Origin of the sequence: Bradyrhizobium sp. LjRoot220 (assembly GCF_964252915.1) — a bacterium.
GTDB lineage: Bacteria > Pseudomonadota > Alphaproteobacteria > Rhizobiales > Xanthobacteraceae > Bradyrhizobium.
The window spans coordinates 34467-52255 of the sequence record NZ_CAXUPS020000013.1 but is presented as its reverse complement, the minus strand read 5'-3'; the positions used below and the strand labels follow the sequence as shown (position 1 = coordinate 52255).

The window sequence follows — 17789 nt, the reverse complement described above, 5'->3', positions numbered from 1 at the left end:
GAACCGGCATGGCAGGTGGCCGGAGGGCGGCAGGCAGGTCGGCCAATGACCTATTTGGCCGGAATGGTCCCGGCTGGCCCGACGACCAGATCGTCGCGGTGGATCATCTCAGCCCGGCCGCTGATGCCGAGAATGGCCATCACATCAGGCGACGAGCGGCCTTTGATCTTGTCGGCGTCCTCGGCGTCATAGGCGACGAGGCCGCGGCCGATCTCATGGGTGTCGGGGCCGCGCACCACCACGGCGTCGCCGCGGGCGAATTGGCCGTCGATCCGGATCACACCGGCCGGCAGCAGGCTTTTTCCGGCGCGCAGCGCCGTGACTGCGCCGGCATCGATGGTCAGTGTGCCCTTGGGCTCCAGCGAGCCGGCAATCCAGCGCTTTCGCGCGGTGACGGGATTGGCCGGGGTCAGGAACCAGGTGCAGCGCCCGCCGTCGGCGATGGCCTTGAGCGGATGCTCGATCTTGCCCGAGGCGATCAGCATATGCGTGCCTGACGTGGTTGCGATCTTCGCGGCCTCGATCTTCGTATACATGCCGCCGCGCGACAGCTCGGATTCGGCTGCCCCCGCCATCGCCTCGATTGCCGAGGTGACGGATTCGACGACCGGAACCAGCTTCGCATTGGGATTGGCACCGGGCGGCGCGTCGTAGAGGCCGTCGATGTCGGACAGCAGGATCAGCAAATCGGCGCTCGTCATGGTGGCGACCCGCGCGGCGAGGCGGTCATTATCGCCGTAGCGGATTTCGTTGGTGGCGACCGTGTCGTTCTCGTTGATGACGGGCACCGCGCGCCATTCCAGCAATTTGGCGATGGTGGAGCGGGCGTTGAGGTAACGTCGCCGCTCCTCGGTATCCTGCAGCGTCACCAGAATCTGTCCGGCGCCGATGCCGTGGTTACCCAGCACTTCCGACCAGATCCGCGCCAATGCGATCTGTCCGACCGCCGCCGCACCCTGGCTTTCCTCGAGTTTCAATGGCCCGCGCGGCAGCTTCAGGCGGCTGCGACCGAGCGCAATCGAGCCCGACGAGACCACCAGCACGTCGCGGCCCTCGCCATGCAGCTTGGCGATATCGGCGGCCAGCGCTGACAGCCATGACGAACGCACCTCGCCGGCGTCTGAATCGATCAGCAGCGACGAGCCGACCTTGACGACGATGCGGCGAAAATTCTTGAGGGCGGGACGGGCCATGGATCAGGTCTTCGAAATGCGCTGGAAGGGAGGTGTTTTGCAGCAGGACGGGGACCGGTGCAAGCGACCCAGCATCGTATGACCTATGTTTCAATAGTGGCCGCAGTCTGGTGTAATGGGCCAAATCTTGCGGGGAGGAAGCCGAATGGATCGCCGGGCGTTTTTGGCGGGATGTGCTGGACTGTCGTTGGCCGTGCACACGGGCGAGGTGCTTGGCCAGTCCGGCCCGTTGACGAGGATCATCTTCCCGTTCGCGGCCGGCGGCAGCGGTGACATGCTGTGCCGCCAGCTGGCGCAACATCTTCCCCCGCTGCTTGATCGCAGCGTCATCGTCGAGAACCGTACCGGCGGCGACGGGTTGATCGGCATCCGGGCGGTGAAGGGCGCCGCCCCCGACACCACCACCGTCCTGGTGACGACGGGTCCGACCATGTACCTGCTGCCGATGGTGGAGAACCAGCCGAGCTACGATTCGGCGAAGGATTTCATCCCGGTCTCACAAATTGCCCGCTTCGAATTCGTTGTCGTGGTGAGCCCGTCGATCGGCGTGACGGACTTCAAGCAACTGGTGGCCTGGATCAAGGCCAATCCCTCGAAAGCCAGTTATGGCGTGCCGAGCAGCGGCACCATTCCGCATTTCACCGGATGGCAGCTCGAAAAGGCGCTCGGCCTTTCCATGACGCGCGTGTCGTATCGCGGCTCGGCGCCGATCATCACCGATCTCGTCGGCGGGCACATTCCCTTCGCCGTCACGACGCTTTCGGACACCATCACGCAACACCGCGCCGGCGGCATCCGCATCGTGGCGGTGAGCGGCCCTGCGCGCTCGCCCTTCCTGCCCGACGTGCCGAACCTGAAGGAGGCTGGCGTCGATCTGGTGGCGGACGGCTGGTACGGCATGTGGTTGCCGGCGGGCAGTTCGCCGGACTTTGCGAAGAAGCTGAGCGCCGCTGCGGCCGAAGTGCTGGCAAGGCCTGATGTCAAGGAAAAGCTGAATGCGGTCACGCTCATTCCGGTTGGCTCGACCCCGGACGATCTGACCAAGGCGCTCGCCGCCGACACGGCGTTCTGGCAGCCGATCGTAAGGGCGACGGGTTACAAGATTACGAATTGACGAGTCCGGACCTCATCCCCGCGCAACGGCTTCGCCGTTGTTGCTGGAGGAGCCCGTCTTCGCCCGTTGGGCTTCGCCGGGCACGCTTTGTCTTTTTGGTGAGTGGCTGCGCCACGCGTAGCCCGAAGGGCAAAGCGTGGTTCGAGACGCGCGAAGCCGCGCTCCTCACCATGAGGGGCGGGAAATCTCAAGGCTTCGCGCGCTGCTCGATCTTGTGCCTGATCGCGGCTAATTCCGCCTCGTCCCAGATGCCGATCAGCACGCCGTTCTTGACCTGGAGCTGGTTCTCCGCATAGGCGGCGATCTTCGCGTTTGGCGTGGTGATGTGCATCTTGGGATGCAGGGCCCAGTCGAACAGCGCCGCCCGCAGCCGCGCGATCACGTCAGCGCAGGACGGGTCTTCGCCGCGATCGGAAAATTCCAAGGGATCGCTTTCGAGGTCGTAGAGCATCGGGCGGAAGCCTGACGCCTGGACATATTTCCAGCGGCCGTCGAACGCCATGAACAGGCGGCATTGTTCGATCGGCTGGTTCAGCTTCAGTCGAACGTCCTGCATGCAGTAGTCGTATTCTGAGAACACTACCTTGCGCCAATCCGTCGGCACTGCGCCGCGCAGCAGCGGCATCAGCGAGCGGCCTTCGAGGATATGATCCGGCGCCTTGCCGCCGAAATACTCGATGAAAGTCGGCGCCAGATCGATTGCCTCGACCAGTTCGTCGCAGACGGTGCCGCGGGTCGCGTCGGCCTCGCGCGACGGGTCGATCACGATCAGCGGGATTTTTGCGGATTGATCGTGGAACAGATCCTTCTCGCCCATCCAGTGGTCGCCGAGATAGTCGCCGTGATCGGACGTGAACACGATCATCGTGCTGTCGAGCAGGCCGCGCGCTTCCAGGAACTGCATCAGCACGCCCATCTGGTCGTCGATCTGCTTGATCAGGCCCATATAGGTCGGGATGACTTTCTCCCGCGCCTCGTCGCGCGCCATGTTGCGCGAGTAGCGCATGTCCATATAGGCGGCGAACACCGGGTGGGCTTCCTGGCGTTCCTTCTCCGAACGCACGGCAGGAAGAATGTCGGCCGCGCTGTACATGCTGGCGTAGGGTTCGGGCGCGATATAGGGCCAGTGAGGCTTGATGTAGGATAGATGCAAGCACCAGGGACGTCCGTCTGTTTCCGCCTCGGCAATAAAGTCCATCGCGCGGCGGGTCATATAGGGCGTCTCGGAATGCTCTTCGGGAACGCGCGCGGCCTTGTCGGCATGCACCAGCAGCCAGCCGTTTTGCAGCGCGCCGTCGTCATCCGCGCCGGAATTGGCCCAGTGCTCCCAGGGGTTGGTGGCCTGATAGCCCTGTTCACGCAGATAGTCGTCATAGCGCGGGCGGGGCCGGTTATCGGGATGCAGGCCGTCGTCGCGTTCATAAGGCTCAAAACCGCATTCCGACACGTGCACGCCGATGATGGAATCCGGCGCGATTCCCAGCGCCTTCAGGCCTTCGATGTCAGGCGCCATGTGGGTCTTGCCGACCAGCACGTTGCGGACGCCGATCTTATTCAGGTGATCGCCAAGCGTGGGTTCGCCGACCCGCAGCGGCCAGCCGTTCCAGTGCGAGCCGTGTGAGCGCATGTAGCGGCCGGTATAGAACGACATCCGCGACGGGCCGCAGATCGGCGACTGCACATAGGCCTTGGAGAAGCGCACGCCGCGCCTGGCCATCGCGTCGATGTTCGGGGTCGTCAGCGTCGGGTGGCCGGTACAGCCAAGATAATCATGGCGCAGCTGATCGCACATGATCCAGAGAACGTTCTTCGGCTTCGGCATGTTTCACACATCGGGCAATTTCAATCGTCCGATGCTGCAATACCAAACGGCCGATTGCAAACGGGCCTGTAGTGCGAAAATCAGCCCTGCGTCGCCGGGGTCCAGGGCTCGGCCTGTGCCGCGCCGCCCCTGGCCTTCAATGAGACCGGGGCTTCGCCGATCACCTCGACCAGCGCCTTCAGCGCTTCCGGCATGCCCTCGCCGGTCACGGCCGATATCAGCAGCGGCGTTTTCTTTGCGGCGCGCTTCAGCCGGTCGCGTTGCTTCTTCAATTCGTCCGGCGTCACGGCGTCGATCTTGTTGAGCGCCACGATCTCGATCTTCTCGGCGAGCTGCCCTTCATAGGCATCGAGCTCGGTGCGGACCGTCTTGTAGGCCTTGCCGGCATGTTCGCAGGTCGCGTCGATCAGGTGCAGCAGCACGCGGCAGCGCTCGACATGGCCCAGGAATCTGTCGCCGAGGCCGGCGCCTTCATGCGCGCCCTCGATCAGGCCCGGAATATCCGCCAGCACGAATTCGCGGCCCTGCGCGTTCACGACGCCGAGCTGCGGGTGCAGCGTGGTGAAGGGATAGTCCGCGATCTTCGGCTTGGCGGCGCTGACGACCGAGAGGAAGGTCGACTTGCCGGCATTGGGCAGGCCGACGAGGCCGGCATCCGCGATCAGTTTCAGCCGCAGCCAGATCCAGCGTTCCTCGCCTTCCTGGCCGGGATTGGCGTTCCGCGGCGCGCGGTTGGTGGAGGATTTGAAGTGCGCGTTGCCGAAGCCGCCATTGCCGCCTTCGGCCAGCACGAATTTTTCACCGAGCGTGGTGAAGTCGTGGACCAGCGTTTCGCGATCCTCGTCGAAGATCTGCGTGCCGACCGGCACCTTGAGCACGATCGCCTTGCCGTTGGCGCCATGGCGGTCCTTGCCCATGCCATTGGTGCCCTTCTGCGCCTTGAAATGCTGCTGGTAGCGATAGTCGATCAGCGTGTTGAGGCCGTCGACCACTTCGATGATGACGTCGCCGCCACGGCCGCCATTGCCGCCGGAGGGGCCACCGAACTCGATGAACTTCTCGCGGCGGAACGCCACGCAGCCGTTGCCGCCGTCGCCGGAGCGGATATAGACCTTTGCTTCGTCAAGAAATTTCATGATGGCTTCTATGGCGTTTTCGAGCGAATGGGGCAGCGGTTCGCGGTGCAGTCAAGTTTGCGCAAATTGCGTAGGCTTGTCTGCGGTAAACGCGTCAAACGGGCGCTGGAGCCCCGTTCCGATCAATCCGTGCAGAATAGGCTCTAGGTAAGGCAGGGGAGCCGCCGCGGCAACCCTAAAGCCGTCAAACATTGGCGAAAAGCCTTAATTTTCGGGCGTTTTTGCGGCTTTGGGCGATGTTCCGGCCTCTCAGGCGTGATATCGCACCAGCCAGCTCACTTCGGGGCCTGGGTGATCGAATGCGACGGCGCGATCAGCTTGCTCGCTTCCGGATCAAGAACTTCTGCATGCCCTCCAGCACCAGCTCCTTGCGCTGGTTGAACACGGTGGAGCGTAGCGTCACCACGCCGGTGGTGCGGCCGGGGACGAGTTCGGTCACTTCAAGCGCGGGATAGAGGGTGTCGCCGGCATAGACCGGCTTTAAGAACCGGCTCGACTGTTCGAGGAATCCGACCAGCGATTCCTCGACGATGTACGGGAACAGCCCGGCGCCCGGCGCGGTATGGACCAGGGTCTGGAATCCATGCGCGAGCAGGTCCGGCATGCCACGGGCGTGGCAATATTCGACATCGTAGTGGATCGGATGGGTATCGCCGCTCGCGGTCTGGAACGCGGCGAACACCGCCGAGGTCTGGGTCCGGCTCGGGATCACGAAACGCTCGCCGAGCACGAAATCTTCGAACCAGCGCTGTTCAGACACCATGCGATGCTGCGCGGGGTCGAAATCGGTCATGGCTGGTTCCTGCGGTGCTTTGCGAGATGGCGTATCGGTAGCGCAGCAGCCATGCTGCGACAATCCGCTCAAATCGTCATGCCCGGGCTTGTCCCGGGCATCCACGTCCTTAAAACATCGCAGCAACAAAAAGACGTGGATGGCCGGAGCAAGTCCGGCCATGACGGGGAAGCGCCGAAATCATCAATGAGCCTCTTCGCAAAACCTTCCACCTATGACGAGCGTTCCGCCCGGCTGGCCGGCATCGGATTGATGCTGCTGTCGATCTTCATGTTCTCGTTCGGCGACGCGCTCGGCAAGTTCATGGTCGCGACCTATTCGGTCGGACAATTGCTGTGGCTGCGCGCCTGCGCGGCGCTGCTGGTGTTGGCGCCGATCATCTGGAAGCAGCGCGCCGAATTCACGCGCCTGGAGCGGCCCTGGCTGCAACTGCTGCGGGTGACGCTGTCCACGCTGGAAGTCGCCGCCTTCTTTATCGCCACCGTCTATCTGCCGCTTGCCGACGTCATCACCTATTATCTGGCGGCGCCGATTTTCGTCACGGCGCTGTCGGGGCTGGTGCTGGGCGAGCGCGTCGGCTGGCGGCGCTGGACCGCCATCCTGATCGGCTTCGTCGGCGTATTGATCGCGCTGCGGCCGTCGGCGCAGACCGTGAGCTGGCCCGCGATGATCGCGCTCGGCGGCAGCCTGTCGTTTGCATTCCTGATGCTGATCACGCGCTCGCTGCGGGCGACGCCGGATATCGTGCTGACGACCACGCAGTTCGGCGGCACGTTCCTGCTCGGCGCGGCGATGTCGCCGGTTGGCTGGGTAACGCCGACATTCGGTAGTCTGGGGATGTTCGCCGCCGCGGGAGTGATTTCGGTCGTCGCACTGCTGTGCATCAACCGTTCGCTGAAACTGGCGCCAGCCAGCGTCGTGGTGCCTTATCAATATTCGATGATCGTGTGGGCGGTGATCTTCGGCTTCGTCGTATGGGGCGATGTGCCGTCGCCGGCGACCATCGTCGGTGCCGCGATCATCATCGGCGCCGGACTTTACATCTTTCTGCGCGAGCAGAAGCTCGGCCGCGAGGAAGCGGTGGTTAATCCGCCGGCGTAGCCTTTCTGTCGTCCCGGCCTTGAGCTCAGATGGCGCAATTGCGCATCGGGGGACCCATAACCACCAGCGCTTGTTGTTTGAAAAGCTGAAGCGACATCTGGTGTAACAACAGACATCGGTGGTTATGGGTCCCTGCGTTCGCAGGGACGACGGCAGAGAGCGTTACCGCTCCCGCCGCGTCGAACTGCCCCAGTTCTTCAGCGACGACCACACACTGCGAGAAAGCCGAAAACAATCGACCGGGGTCGACGACCCCAGCGCCTCGAAGCGATGCAGTTCGACGCCGCTCCACTGGAAGCCGCATTTCTCCAGGATGTTGCGTGACGACGGATTGGCGACGCGTGCGCCTGAGATCAGGTGCTCGGCATCGAATTCCTCGAAGTGGAAATCGATCACCGCGCGCGCGGCTTCGGTGCCAAAGCCCTGGCCCCAATGCTCGACGCCAAGCCAATAGCCGAGTTCCGGCGATTCCTGCTCGCGCCAGTCGATGCCGACCATGCCGACCGGCGAATAATTGTTCTCGATCAGGAACACGGTCGCGCGGCCGGCGCCGGCGAGCGCGCGCACGAATTCAACAGCGTGATCCTGCAGATAGGGATGCGGCAGGCGGCGGGTGTTTTCCGCAATCCGGCGGTCATTGGCGAGACGCGCAATCGCATTTACGTCCGCGAGCGTCGGCCGCCGCAAGGTCAGCCGTTCGGTCTCGAGGACGCAGCTACTCGCATCACGCAACGTCGGGATCGGGGTCGGGATGTCCTGCAACATGTCGGGCTCCAGATATGCGAAACATACGCAAACAAAAGAGGAGGCCGGTTTCCCGCCTCCCCTTGGAGCCTTCTCGAGCTCGCCGGTTCAACAGGACCCGGCGGACTCATGTTGTCCACCGTCTATTCGGCAGCCTCCGCCATCGGGACAACCGATACGAAAGTGCGGCCATTGGCTTTTGCGCGGAACTCGACGTGACCTTCGATCTTGGCGAACAGAGTATGGTCGGTGCCCATGCCGACATTAAGGCCGGGATGCCAGGTGGTGCCGCGCTGACGCGCGATAATGTTGCCGGGAATCACACGCTCGCCGCCAAATGCCTTGATGCCAAGGCGCTTGCCTGCCGAGTCGCGTCCGTTCCGGGAAGAACCGCCTGCTTTTTTGTGAGCCATAGCCCGTCTCCAACTTCGCCGTAATCTCTATATCAATTCCTTGACGGAATCATTTCACTTTTAGTCACGCATCAAATTTTGATGCGCGGCCGATCACTTTTGCACTTTTGACCGCCGTCGCCGCCTATTCGGCCGCGGCGGGCGCGGCAGCGGCCTTTTCCCGCTTCGGCCGCGGGCCGATCGAAGGCTTGGCGTTATCGGCCAGGATCTCGGTGATGCGAAGCACCGTGAGCTCGTCGCGATAGCCACGCTTGCGGCGCGAATTCTTGCGGCGGCGCTTCTTGAACGCGATCACCTTGGGGCCGCGCTTGTGGTCCAGCACTTCTGCCGCAACCGAAGCGCCCGCAACGGTGGGCAGACCCAGCACCGGCGTGTCACCGCCGAGCACCAGAACTTCGCCAAGTTGCACGATCGTGCCGACTTCGCCGGCGATCTTGCCTATCTCGAGTACATCATTCGGAACGACGCGGTATTGCCGGCCGCCGGTTTTGATGACTGCGAACATCGTTTTATTCCTTCGTGTTCGATCCCGGCCTCGGACTTAAGGCCCAATTGGGTCATGTCCGGGTCGGCTTTTTGGTCAGTCGTTATGGGTACGATTTTCGCGCGGTTGGGGCGTATGCCCTCAAATTCACGCAAAAACAAGCGGCGCGAGAAATCCCGCGCCGGATGCGGGGACTTATAGCCGCTGGCAGCCCCGAGTCAAGGCAAAGAAGCCCGAAAACCGGCCCGAAATGAGGGATTTGGCGCATTTTCGGCCGGGCCTCGCCGCGTGCCGTGGCGCTGGAGCGCTCCTGCCGTGAAACCAATGGGTTCCCCGCCCGTTGTGTCAATGAAATCCGGCTGGGCAAGGGCAAAAATGGCAGAAGACGTCACGACGACGGGTATCGCGCGGCACGGCGCTACGCGTTTGCCGTCCGTGGAGGTCGATAGTTTCAACATCGAGCTGAAGGACGATGACGGGTTTCTCGGCGACCGCGCCAGCAAGGGCGCGTTTCGCGAGATTCTGGAGGGGCTGCGCAAGCCGCTGAAGAAAAACGGCGACGATCCCCTTGGCAAAAAGCCCGCCGGCGAGATTGCCAAGAGCGAGCTCGACGAGGTGCTGGTGGGCGACGACGTTGCGGCCGCGGCGCTGGTGCACGGCGCGATCGAGGAATTCGCGCAGGAACTGGCCTATGTGACGAGGCGCTTTCTCAAGACCAAGGCCTGGGCCGATACCGAGCGCATCGTCGTCGGCGGCGGCTTCCGGCAAAGCCGGGTCGGCGAACTCGCCATCGCCCGCACCGACATCCTGCTCAAGGCCGAGGAGTATGATGTGGATCTGGTGCCGATCCGCTTTCACCCGGATGAAGCCGGTCTGATCGGTACGCTGCATCTGGCGCCGTCATGGATCTTCGAGGCCCATGACAGCATTCTCGCCGTCGATATCGGCGGCACCAACATCCGTTGCGGCGTGGTCGAGACGCGCTGGAAAAAATCGCCCGACCTTTCCAAGGCCGCGGTGTGGAAGTCTGAGTTGTGGCGGCATGCCGACGATGAGCCGACGCGCGAAGGCGCGGTGAAACGGCTGGTCAAGATGCTGAAGGATCTGATCGCCGACGCCGAAGCCGAAAGCCACAAGCTGGCGCCTTTCATCGGCATCGCCTGTCCCGGCGTGATTAACGAGGACGGATCGATCGAGAAGGGCGCGCAAAACCTGCCGGGCAATTGGGAGAGCAGCAGGTTCAACCTCCCGGCGAGTCTCATGGAAGCGATTCCGATGATCGGCGATCACGACACCGCGGTGTTGATGCATAATGACGGCGTCGTACAGGGGCTTTGCGAGGTCCCTTACATGCAGGATGTCGAGCGATGGGGCGTGCTGACCATCGGTACTGGTCTTGGCAATGCGCGCTTCACCAATCGCAGGAAGGAAAACGGCAAGGGCGAAAAGGCCAAAGACAAGGACAACGGCGACAAGGACGACAAGAAAACGAAGAAGGGTAAAGATTAACGATCGCGTTCGCTTGCGGCGGAAAAACGGGTGATGTCGAGAAAACGCTGCAAAACAAGGGGTCGGAGTGCTTTGCTCCGGATTTTTACGGTGCGCGCGTTCGGGGTTCCCTCGCGCGCGGTAAGGTTGACTGGTTAGGTTAAAACCGGGATCGCGTTGCCCTTTCCGCGCGCGCCGCTACCGTCAAATCGTCGCTCCGCCTGGCCGGCGAAGCCGCACTTCCCGGCCAGAATTTCAAAGCAGCGGCACGGGGCCGCCAGTGTTTTGTCGCGTCTGGCGGCCCCACCTTTTTTCACCTTTCTCTTGAGTTGGATCGCATCCGCAAAAAAGACTGCGCTCCCTCTCCCGCTTGCGGGGGAGGGTTGGGGTGGGGTCTCACTGCGAGTCGTATTGTGGAGAGAGCCCCCACCCGGATCACATCTGCGATGTGATCCGACGTAAGAGCGAGCTTCGCTCGTCTCGACCCCGCAAGCGGGAGAGGTGCAGCGAGTCTGCCGCCGCACCGATTCAAACAAACCTCGTCACACCCAGCCGATGCGCTGAAAGAACGCAGCGATCTCGGATGCCGCGCGATCGGGATCCTCGCGATGCGCGAAGTGACCGACGCCTTCAAACATTGCCAGATCGAGATTTGAAAAAGTCTCGCCGAGCCGGTCGGTCCAGGCATAGGGAAACAGCGGGTCGTGTTCGGCCCAGCGAACGCAGGTCGGCGTGTCGATCGGCGCCAACTGCGGCGCCTCGCCCTGCAGCATCCGGATGCGCCCGGCATGGGCGCCGCGATAATAGGCAAAGCCGCCGGCGAGGTTTCCGTCTTTCAGGAAATTGTCGATGAAGGCTTCGAGCACATTGTCGAAGGCGTGCTTGCGGTGGCTCCAGTGTCTCAGGAAATAGCCGATATAGGCGAGACAGCTTTCGCGGCTGGCGCCGATCAGCGATGGTGCGATCTCCAGCTGGTTGAACGACTGGTACCAGATATTGTTCAGCCGGTCCGGCTCCGCCATCCGCGGCCCGATGCCGGGATGGACGAAGTCGAAGAAGAACAGTCCCGCGATGCGTTCCGGTGCTGTGCGCGCCAGCGGTTGCATCAGCCCGCCGCCGACATCGTGGCCGACGACGCCGGCCTGCTCAAGACCGAGCGCGTCCAGCAGCGCCAGCATGTCCGCGGCGTGCTGATCGGGACCGTGCGGCCCGTTGGGTTTGTCGCTGTCGCCGAAACCGCGCAGGTCGGGCGCATAGAGCGTGAAGCGATCGGCAAGCCGTGCCATCACAGGCTCCCAGGTCAGCCAGAATTCGGGCCAGCCATGCAGCAATAATAGCGGCTGCCCTTTGCCGGCGCGGGCGACATGGAACGCCGCGCCATTGGCCCGAACCGTCAAATGCTGCATTTTCGGCTCCTTTTTGCTTTCCCGGGTCCGCTTGGGTCCCGGCGGAAATCTTGCCCCCGCGCCTTGTCTGGCCCGCCATCCTCGCCTAGAACTCGCCCCGACCGCGGGCCTGAGGAATCACCCCAAATTGGCGCCTGGAGAGGTGGCAGAGTGGTCGAATGCACCGCACTCGAAATGCGGCATAGGTGCAAGCCTATCGGGGGTTCGAATCCCTCCCTCTCCGCCAGTTTTATTTGACCATCCGACACTTTTCGGACACCGCGAAAACCTCGCAAGACAACGCTTCCGGCCTGCAAGAGTGTGCAAGTGTCGAAGCATGTATCCTTCAAAAGTAGTCCATTCTGCAAGCACGCCGTCATCGCGGTCGCGGGCGCCCGACGTCGTCTTGTGCGACGGTCTTTCATGCATTGATTTCAGATCCGCGTGCCGCTCGAGCATGATGGGTTGGAATTGAATTGCTTCGCCGTCAGCGCGAAGCCCTAACCATCGATCTCGCGTCTCGGACACAGCAGCGCAGCGCCCGTTCAACGGTGCACCGCTGGGCCGGACGCAAAATCGCGAAAACAACCCCATGCAAAGTAGAATGCGCCTCGCAGCGTGCTGTTGCGTCCGGGGCCAGGCTAAGAAAATGGTCTGTGGCCGCGGCCCAACCCAATCTCTTCCCACTCCAGTTGTGGCGGTCGGCTCATCGGCAAGAGCGGAGCCAGCATGGCGTCATCTGGATAGCCATCATGCACAGCGCACCGGAAGGCCTTGTCGACCCTCCCATCATCAAGCGCCTCACGTTGATCGGCTTGCCCACTTCCGGCCGCCCTCACTCATTCAAGTTGTCCGAACCTGTCCTGCAACGAGCAGGCACGCCGTGCAGGCCGGCGCGACATCCAAAGGGGCTTGACGCCCGCATCCTGGTCATCCTACTGGTCTTACCAAGGCAATATATCAAAAAAGACCGACGGGAATGGAACTCAAGCGAGCGGCCGAGGGTGAAAAGGGCTTTCAGAAGGTCTTCGCCTTCCTGCGCGACCGGCTGATCGCCGGTTCGCTCAAGCCGGGCGACCGGCTGGTCTCCGAACGCGAGCTGGCGATACAGCTCGGCGTGGGCCGGCCGCTGGTGCGGGAAGCCCTGCGCGCCCTGACCATGCTTGGCATCGTCGAAATTCGCGATCGCATCGGCACCGTGGTGACGCGTCCGGACATCTCCGTGCTCAACGACTTCTTCACCTTCGCGCTGGCCCAGCAGGCCGACATGGTCGACGACGTGATGCAGGCGCGCATCGCCATCGAATGTCAGGCCGTGCGGCTGGCCTGCGAGCGCGCCAGCATCGCCGATTTCGAACGACTGCAGCGTACGCTGGCGAAAATTTCGGAAACGATCGACGAGGCCGATGCGGGCGGCATGGCCGACTTCGAGTTTCACCAGTCGATCGTGCTGGCGTCCCATTCGGAGACGCTCGCCGTCCTGCACAATGCGATGGCCGGCCTGCTCACGCATTCGCACCGCAGCCGCCGCGAACTGGTGCAGGCCTTCCCGTCGATGAAGACCTACCTGATCGACGATCACAAGCGCATCTTCGATGCGATCCTCGCCCGCGATCCCGAGCGGGCGGATACGACGCTGCGCCGACATTTTGCGATCGGCGATGAATACCGGCGGCGCGCCGTCGTCGGTCAGGAAGATAGCCGGCAGATATCCGGCTGATTGCGAGCGACGCGGAAACAACGACACGACGAGAGAAGCGATGGGACGGGACGACAAGGGAAGCGTTGGCTTCATCGGCATTGGCACGATGGGGCGGGAAATGGTCCGCAACCTGCTCAAGGCAGGGCATGTCGTCAGGGCTTTCGACGTTGTCGAGGCCGCGATTGCCGACGTGGTTTCGGCGGGAGCCACAGGCGCCACGAATCCTGCGGACGCGGCCCGTGGTTGCGAGATCGTTGTCACCATGCTGCCCGACACGCCGTATGTCGAAGCGGTGATCTACGGCGAGGACGGACTTTTGAAATCGCCGCCTGCGGGCAGGCTGATCGTCGACATGAGCACGATCTCGCCGGTCGCGGTCCGCCGCATCCATGCGGATCTGCAACGCGCCGGCGTCAGTTTCATCGACGCGCCCGTCTCCGGCGGCCCGCTCGGCGCGAAGAACGCCGCGCTCTCGATCATGGCCGGCGGCGACGCGGAAGCTTTCGGCAAGGCCGAACCGTTCTTCAGGGCCATGGGCACCACCATCACCCATGTCGGCGCCTCCGGCGCCGGACAAACCGTCAAACTCTGCAATCAGCTGATTTGCGGTATCAACATCCAGGCGATCTGCGAGGCGCTCGCCTTGGGCCGCGCCTCCGGCGTCGATCTCGACTTGCTTCGTCGCGTCCTGCTGGGCGGCTCGGCCGCATCCTGGATGCTCGACAAGCTCGGTCCGGCGATGATCGCAGGCGACGTCGGCGCCGGCTTTCGGATCGACTTGATGCTCAAGGATCTCAGGCTGGTGCAGGAGCATGCACAGGCGCTGAGCGTGCCGCTGCCCGGAACCGCACTCGTCACCAGCCAGTATGTCGACGCGCGGGCGCACGGCGAAGGCGCCAACGGCAATCAGGCCCTGTTCCGCGTCTACGACCGCATGACCAATCAAAGCGCTGGATGATCCCATCGCAATGAACATCGAACTCGACTTTCCCGCAGTGCTGGAACGGTGGCCGAAATTCCTCGAAGGCGCCATTCTGACGCTCGAACTTGCGTTCCTCGCAACGGTTTCCGGCGCCGTTCTTGGCACACTCGCGGCCGTCGGCCGCGGCACCCATAGCCGGCTGATTGCCCGCATCTGCAAAGTCTATGTGGAAGCCATCCGCAATACGCCGCTGCTGGTCCAGATATTCCTGGTCTATTTCGGACTTGCCAGCGTCGGACTGAAACTGTCGGCCTTCACCGTTGCGGTGGTCGCGCTGACGATCAATGTCGGGGCCTACACCGCCGAGATCATGCGCGCGGGTTTCGAAGCGATCCCGCGCGGGCAGATCGAGGCGGCCGAAGGGCTCGCGCTCACGCGCTTCCAGATCTATTGGCACATCATCCTGCTGCCCGCCGTCGAGCGGGTCTATCCGGCGCTCACCAGCCAGTTCGTCCTGCTGATGCTCGCCTCGTCGGTCTGCTCGCAGATCTCCGCCGAGGAATTGACGGCGGTGGCCAACTACATCCAGTCGGACACCTACCGGGCGTTCGAGACCTACATCATCGTCGCCGTGCTCTACATTCTGCTGTCGCTGGTCATGCGCGCGGGATTCTGGGGCCTCGGGCTCGTCCTGTTTCCGCGCCGGCGACGGCTAGGCACGACGTTGTGAGGTAGCGCATGGGCGGACATCTCAACGCCAACCACCTGCTGTTCCTCGGCCACGGCGCGCTATGGACGATCGGGCTTTCCCTGATCGCGCTGATCGGTGGCGGTATCGTCGGCTTCGTGATCGCGCTCGCGCGGATTTCTCCCCTCAGGTCCGTGCGGCTGCTCAGCGCCGCCTATGTGCAACTGGTTCAGGGCACGCCGCTGCTCGTCATCCTGTTCCTCGGTTATTTTGGACTGGCAGCAATCGGCCTCAAGATGTCGCCGCTTGCCGCCGCCAGCGCTTCGCTCACCCTCTATGTCGCGGCCTATCTCGGCGAGATCTGGCGCGGCTCGATCCAGTCGGTGCCAAAGCCGCAATGGGAAGCGGCGGAAGGCCTGGCGCTGAACCGCACCCAGCGCATGATGAAGGTGATCCTGCCGCAGGCGATCCGCATTGCGACGCCGCCCACCGTCGGCTTCATGGTGCAGATCATCAAGAACACCTCGCTCGCCTCGGTGGTCGGTTTCGTCGAACTGATGCGCTCGGGACAGATCGTCAACAACTCGCTGTTCGAGCCATTCATCGTCTACGCCATCATCGCCGCCGTTTATTTCGCCATGTGCTACCCCTTGTCCCTGTTCAGCCAGAAGCTGGAGCGGCGGATGGGGCGTGGCAGTGCCAACTTCAGCCTGGCCTGACAATGCAGCAATCCGCATCTTCCACTCCTATCGTGTCGCTCCGCAACGTGCAGAAGAGCTTCGGTTCGCTGAAGGTGCTCGATGGCGTGAGCTTTGCCGTCGAGCGCGGCGAGGTCCTTGCCATCATTGGCAGGTCGGGTTCCGGCAAGAGCACCGCGCTACGCTGCATCGACCGTTTCGAGAAGGTCGACGGGGGCGAGATCACCGTCTGCGGACGCAGGGTTGATCTTCCCGAGGTCGATCTACGGGCGCTGCGACAGGATGTCGGTATCGTATTCCAGAGCTACAACCTGTTTCCCCATCTCACGATCGAGCAGAACATCACGCTGGCGCCGTGCTCGGTGAAGCGAATGGGCCTGTCCGAGGCGAAAGCGCTGGCGCACAAGGTGCTTGCGCAGGTCGGTCTCGAAGAGAAGGTTCACGCCTATCCCGAGCAGCTATCCGGTGGCCAGCAGCAACGCGCCGCCATCGCGCGTTCGCTCGCCATGCAGCCCAAGGTCATGCTGTTCGACGAGGTAACCTCGGCGCTCGATCCCGAACTGACAGGCGAAGTGCTGAAGGTGATCGAACAGCTCGCAGCCGATGGCATGACCATGGTGATGGTCACCCATGAAATGGGATTTGCAAGGAGCATCGCCGATCGGATCGTCTTCATGCATCGCGGCAAGGTTCACGAAACCGGGCCTGCCTCGATCCTGACGGCACCGACGACGCCGGAACTCGTCCAGTTCGTGGGGACGGGCAATCTAAAATCATAACAGGAGAGGAAAACCAAATGATCGGAAACCGGAAAATTCTGGGCTGCGCCGTCGCTGCATGCTGTCTCGTTGTGCTGCAGGGCCGGCCGGCGCACGCCGACCTGCTCGATGACATCACGAAGGCCAGGAAGATCCGTATCTCGACGGACCTTGCCATTCCCCCGTCCGGCATGATGGACGGCACCATGAAGCCGACCGGCTCCGATGTCGAGGTGGCCCAGTTGCTGGCCAAGGATTGGGGCGTTGAGCTGGAATTCATCCAGACCACCGGCGCGACGCGGATCCCCAATGTGCAGACCGGCAAGGCGGATATCATCATTTCGACCCTGTCGGTCACGCCCGAGCGGGCCAAGGTGATCGATTTCTCGAAGAAATACGCGACGCTGCAATCGGATATCGGCTGCCTGAAATCACTGAACGTAAAGGACTGGCCGGACCTGAAGGACAAGACCGTGGGCGTCTCGCGCGGCACCACGCAGGATACCATGCTGTCGAACATGAAGGACAAGGAACTGAAGATCGCGCGTTATGACGACGATGCCACCGGCGTGACGGCAGCCGTCTCCGGGCAGGTCGATTGCATGGGCTCGTCGGCCACGATCATCAACCAGATCGGCGTCAAGAATCCGGCGCGCGTCTTCGAGTCCAAGATCCCGCTCGCCAGCTTCGAGCTCGCCATCGGGCTGAAGAAGGGCGAGCCGCGCCTGCTGGAGAAGCTCAACGCATGGATCACCGAAAACGTCAAAAACGGCAAGCTCAACGCCATCTACAGGAAATTCCATGGTGTCGAACTGCCACCCGAGATGCGCGGCTAAAAACCACAAACCCGTGGCAGCCGCCACCAGTCAACATAAGGAAAATGATATGCGTCTCGTCATAGGATCCGACCACGCCGGCTGGTCACTCAAGAAGGCGGTCATCGATCACGTCCGCAGCCTCGGACACGAGGTCGTCGACGTCGGATCCTACGACGAAAATCCGGTGGATTTTCCGGATATCGCACGGGCGGTGGCACAGAAGGTGACGTCGGGTGAAGTCGCGCGCGGCATCATGGTGTGCGGTACCGGTGTTGGCGCCTCGATTGCGGCCAACAAAATGAAGGGCATCCGCGCCGCGGTCTGTCACGACGTCCATTCGGCCCATCAGAGCGTCGAGCATGATGATGTGAATGTCATGTGCATTGGTGCGCAGATCGTCGGACCGTGGCTCGCCATCGATCTGATCTCCTCGTTTCTTGCCGCAGAGTTTTCGACGGACGAAGAGTTCCGGCGACGCGTCCAGAAGCTTCACGAAATGGATGCGGAAGGCTGAGGCTTTGCCTTGGAGT

At 62.6% G+C, this 17789-nt stretch carries 18 protein-coding genes and 1 tRNA gene; 11 read left to right on the top strand and 8 right to left on the bottom strand.

Annotated elements, in window-relative coordinates; genetic code table 11:
• Window positions 1-50: 50 nt before the first annotated feature.
• Window positions 51-1193 carry a glutamate 5-kinase gene (proB, locus tag ACSQ84_RS33265; RefSeq protein ID WP_436215974.1) on the bottom strand — a complete coding sequence of 381 codons (1143 nt, stop codon included), beginning with the start codon at window positions 1191-1193 and terminating at the stop codon, window positions 51-53.
• A gap of 193 nt (window positions 1194-1386) precedes the next feature.
• Between proB and ACSQ84_RS33260 the strand changes: the two genes are divergently transcribed.
• Window positions 1387-2307, top strand: coding sequence for a Bug family tripartite tricarboxylate transporter substrate binding protein (locus ACSQ84_RS33260; protein WP_436216045.1), 921 nt, complete (start codon window positions 1387-1389; stop codon window positions 2305-2307).
• Between the two features lie 187 nt (window positions 2308-2494).
• On the opposite strand, the gene ACSQ84_RS33255 is transcribed toward ACSQ84_RS33260, so the two are convergent.
• The 3 genes from ACSQ84_RS33255 to ACSQ84_RS33245 form a co-directional block, all read right to left on the bottom strand.
• The gene (locus ACSQ84_RS33255; RefSeq protein WP_436215973.1) at window positions 2495-4129 is read right to left on the bottom strand and encodes an alkaline phosphatase family protein; all 1635 of its coding nucleotides are present in this window, start codon (window positions 4127-4129) and stop codon (window positions 2495-2497) included.
• A gap of 80 nt (window positions 4130-4209) precedes the next feature.
• Entirely contained in the window at window positions 4210-5265 is a 1056-nt protein-coding gene (gene obgE, locus ACSQ84_RS33250; protein WP_436215972.1) for a GTPase ObgE, read from the bottom strand.
• A 313-nt stretch (window positions 5266-5578) separates the two neighbouring features.
• The gene (locus ACSQ84_RS33245; RefSeq protein ID WP_436215971.1) at window positions 5579-6058 is read right to left on the bottom strand and encodes a MaoC family dehydratase; all 480 of its coding nucleotides are present in this window, start codon (window positions 6056-6058) and stop codon (window positions 5579-5581) included.
• A 186-nt stretch (window positions 6059-6244) separates the two neighbouring features.
• Here ACSQ84_RS33245 and ACSQ84_RS33240 point away from each other — a divergent pair, with 186 nt between their 5' ends.
• Complete coding sequence (locus ACSQ84_RS33240) at window positions 6245-7159, top strand: DMT family transporter (protein ID WP_436215970.1); 915 nt, start codon at window positions 6245-6247, stop codon at window positions 7157-7159.
• Window positions 7160-7321: 162 nt separating this feature from the next.
• Here the strand turns inward: ACSQ84_RS33240 and ACSQ84_RS33235 are convergent, their stop codons facing one another.
• The 3 genes from ACSQ84_RS33235 to rplU form a co-directional block, all read right to left on the bottom strand.
• On the bottom strand, window positions 7322-7924 hold the full coding sequence (locus tag ACSQ84_RS33235; protein ID WP_436215969.1) for a GNAT family N-acetyltransferase: 603 nt from the start codon (window positions 7922-7924) through the stop codon (window positions 7322-7324).
• Between the two features lie 122 nt (window positions 7925-8046).
• Window positions 8047-8316 carry a 50S ribosomal protein L27 gene (gene rpmA, locus ACSQ84_RS33230; protein WP_436215968.1) on the bottom strand — a complete coding sequence of 90 codons (270 nt, stop codon included), beginning with the start codon at window positions 8314-8316 and terminating at the stop codon, window positions 8047-8049.
• A gap of 124 nt (window positions 8317-8440) precedes the next feature.
• Window positions 8441-8821: a 50S ribosomal protein L21 gene (gene rplU, locus ACSQ84_RS33225; RefSeq protein WP_436215967.1), complete on the bottom strand. Its 381-nt coding sequence runs from the start codon at window positions 8819-8821 to the stop codon at window positions 8441-8443.
• Window positions 8822-9175: 354 nt separating this feature from the next.
• On the opposite strand from rplU, the gene ACSQ84_RS33220 reads away from it, so the two are divergent.
• Window positions 9176-10309, top strand: a complete 1134-nt coding sequence (locus ACSQ84_RS33220) for an ROK family protein (RefSeq protein WP_436215966.1) — start codon at window positions 9176-9178, stop codon at window positions 10307-10309.
• Between the two features lie 521 nt (window positions 10310-10830).
• Here the strand turns inward: ACSQ84_RS33220 and ACSQ84_RS33215 are convergent.
• Complete coding sequence (locus ACSQ84_RS33215) at window positions 10831-11694, bottom strand: alpha/beta fold hydrolase (protein WP_436215965.1); 864 nt, start codon at window positions 11692-11694, stop codon at window positions 10831-10833.
• 136 nt (window positions 11695-11830) lie between these two features.
• Here ACSQ84_RS33215 and ACSQ84_RS33210 point away from each other — a divergent pair.
• From ACSQ84_RS33210 to rpiB, 8 genes are all read left to right on the top strand, one after another.
• Window positions 11831-11920, top strand: a tRNA-Ser gene (locus ACSQ84_RS33210).
• A 732-nt stretch (window positions 11921-12652) separates the two neighbouring features.
• Entirely contained in the window at window positions 12653-13393 is a 741-nt protein-coding gene (locus ACSQ84_RS33205) for a FadR/GntR family transcriptional regulator (RefSeq protein WP_436215964.1), read from the top strand.
• Window positions 13394-13433: 40 nt separating this feature from the next.
• Entirely contained in the window at window positions 13434-14333 is a 900-nt protein-coding gene (locus ACSQ84_RS33200) for an NAD(P)-dependent oxidoreductase (RefSeq protein WP_436215963.1), read from the top strand.
• 10 nt (window positions 14334-14343) lie between these two features.
• Window positions 14344-15027 (top strand): amino acid ABC transporter permease, encoded by a 684-nt coding sequence (locus ACSQ84_RS33195; RefSeq protein WP_436215962.1) that lies wholly within the window; start codon window positions 14344-14346, stop codon window positions 15025-15027.
• 8 nt (window positions 15028-15035) lie between these two features.
• Complete coding sequence (locus tag ACSQ84_RS33190) at window positions 15036-15704, top strand: amino acid ABC transporter permease (protein WP_436215961.1); 669 nt, start codon at window positions 15036-15038, stop codon at window positions 15702-15704.
• A gap of 2 nt (window positions 15705-15706) precedes the next feature.
• The gene (locus ACSQ84_RS33185; RefSeq protein ID WP_436215960.1) at window positions 15707-16462 is read left to right on the top strand and encodes an amino acid ABC transporter ATP-binding protein; all 756 of its coding nucleotides are present in this window, start codon (window positions 15707-15709) and stop codon (window positions 16460-16462) included.
• 17 nt (window positions 16463-16479) lie between these two features.
• The gene (locus ACSQ84_RS33180; protein WP_436215959.1) at window positions 16480-17277 is read left to right on the top strand and encodes a transporter substrate-binding domain-containing protein; all 798 of its coding nucleotides are present in this window, start codon (window positions 16480-16482) and stop codon (window positions 17275-17277) included.
• Between the two features lie 49 nt (window positions 17278-17326).
• A complete protein-coding gene (rpiB, locus tag ACSQ84_RS33175; protein ID WP_436215958.1) occupies window positions 17327-17773 on the top strand; it encodes a ribose 5-phosphate isomerase B in 447 nt (148 codons plus the stop codon).
• Window positions 17774-17789 lie beyond the last annotated feature (16 nt).

What these genes read in the sequence shown, in the direction of transcription:
- proB (WP_436215974.1), bottom strand. Translation starts at nt 1,193, where the DNA reads ATGGCCCGTCCCGCCCTCAAGAATTTTCGCCGCATCGTCGTCAAGGTC.
- ACSQ84_RS33255 (WP_436215973.1), bottom strand. Translation starts at nt 4,129, where the DNA reads ATGCCGAAGCCGAAGAACGTTCTCTGGATCATGTGCGATCAGCTGCGC.
- obgE (WP_436215972.1), bottom strand. Translation starts at nt 5,265, where the DNA reads ATGAAATTTCTTGACGAAGCAAAGGTCTATATCCGCTCCGGCGACGGC.
- ACSQ84_RS33245 (WP_436215971.1), bottom strand. Translation starts at nt 6,058, where the DNA reads ATGACCGATTTCGACCCCGCGCAGCATCGCATGGTGTCTGAACAGCGC.
- ACSQ84_RS33240 (WP_436215970.1), top strand. Translation starts at nt 6,245, where the DNA reads ATGAGCCTCTTCGCAAAACCTTCCACCTATGACGAGCGTTCCGCCCGG.
- ACSQ84_RS33235 (WP_436215969.1), bottom strand. Translation starts at nt 7,924, where the DNA reads ATGTTGCAGGACATCCCGACCCCGATCCCGACGTTGCGTGATGCGAGT.
- rpmA (WP_436215968.1), bottom strand. Translation starts at nt 8,316, where the DNA reads ATGGCTCACAAAAAAGCAGGCGGTTCTTCCCGGAACGGACGCGACTCG.
- rplU (WP_436215967.1), bottom strand. Translation starts at nt 8,821, where the DNA reads ATGTTCGCAGTCATCAAAACCGGCGGCCGGCAATACCGCGTCGTTCCG.
- ACSQ84_RS33220 (WP_436215966.1), top strand. Translation starts at nt 9,176, where the DNA reads ATGGCAGAAGACGTCACGACGACGGGTATCGCGCGGCACGGCGCTACG.
- ACSQ84_RS33215 (WP_436215965.1), bottom strand. Translation starts at nt 11,694, where the DNA reads ATGCAGCATTTGACGGTTCGGGCCAATGGCGCGGCGTTCCATGTCGCC.
- ACSQ84_RS33205 (WP_436215964.1), top strand. Translation starts at nt 12,653, where the DNA reads ATGGAACTCAAGCGAGCGGCCGAGGGTGAAAAGGGCTTTCAGAAGGTC.
- ACSQ84_RS33200 (WP_436215963.1), top strand. Translation starts at nt 13,434, where the DNA reads ATGGGACGGGACGACAAGGGAAGCGTTGGCTTCATCGGCATTGGCACG.
- ACSQ84_RS33195 (WP_436215962.1), top strand. Translation starts at nt 14,344, where the DNA reads ATGAACATCGAACTCGACTTTCCCGCAGTGCTGGAACGGTGGCCGAAA.
- ACSQ84_RS33190 (WP_436215961.1), top strand. Translation starts at nt 15,036, where the DNA reads ATGGGCGGACATCTCAACGCCAACCACCTGCTGTTCCTCGGCCACGGC.
- ACSQ84_RS33185 (WP_436215960.1), top strand. Translation starts at nt 15,707, where the DNA reads ATGCAGCAATCCGCATCTTCCACTCCTATCGTGTCGCTCCGCAACGTG.
- ACSQ84_RS33180 (WP_436215959.1), top strand. Translation starts at nt 16,480, where the DNA reads ATGATCGGAAACCGGAAAATTCTGGGCTGCGCCGTCGCTGCATGCTGT.
- rpiB (WP_436215958.1), top strand. Translation starts at nt 17,327, where the DNA reads ATGCGTCTCGTCATAGGATCCGACCACGCCGGCTGGTCACTCAAGAAG.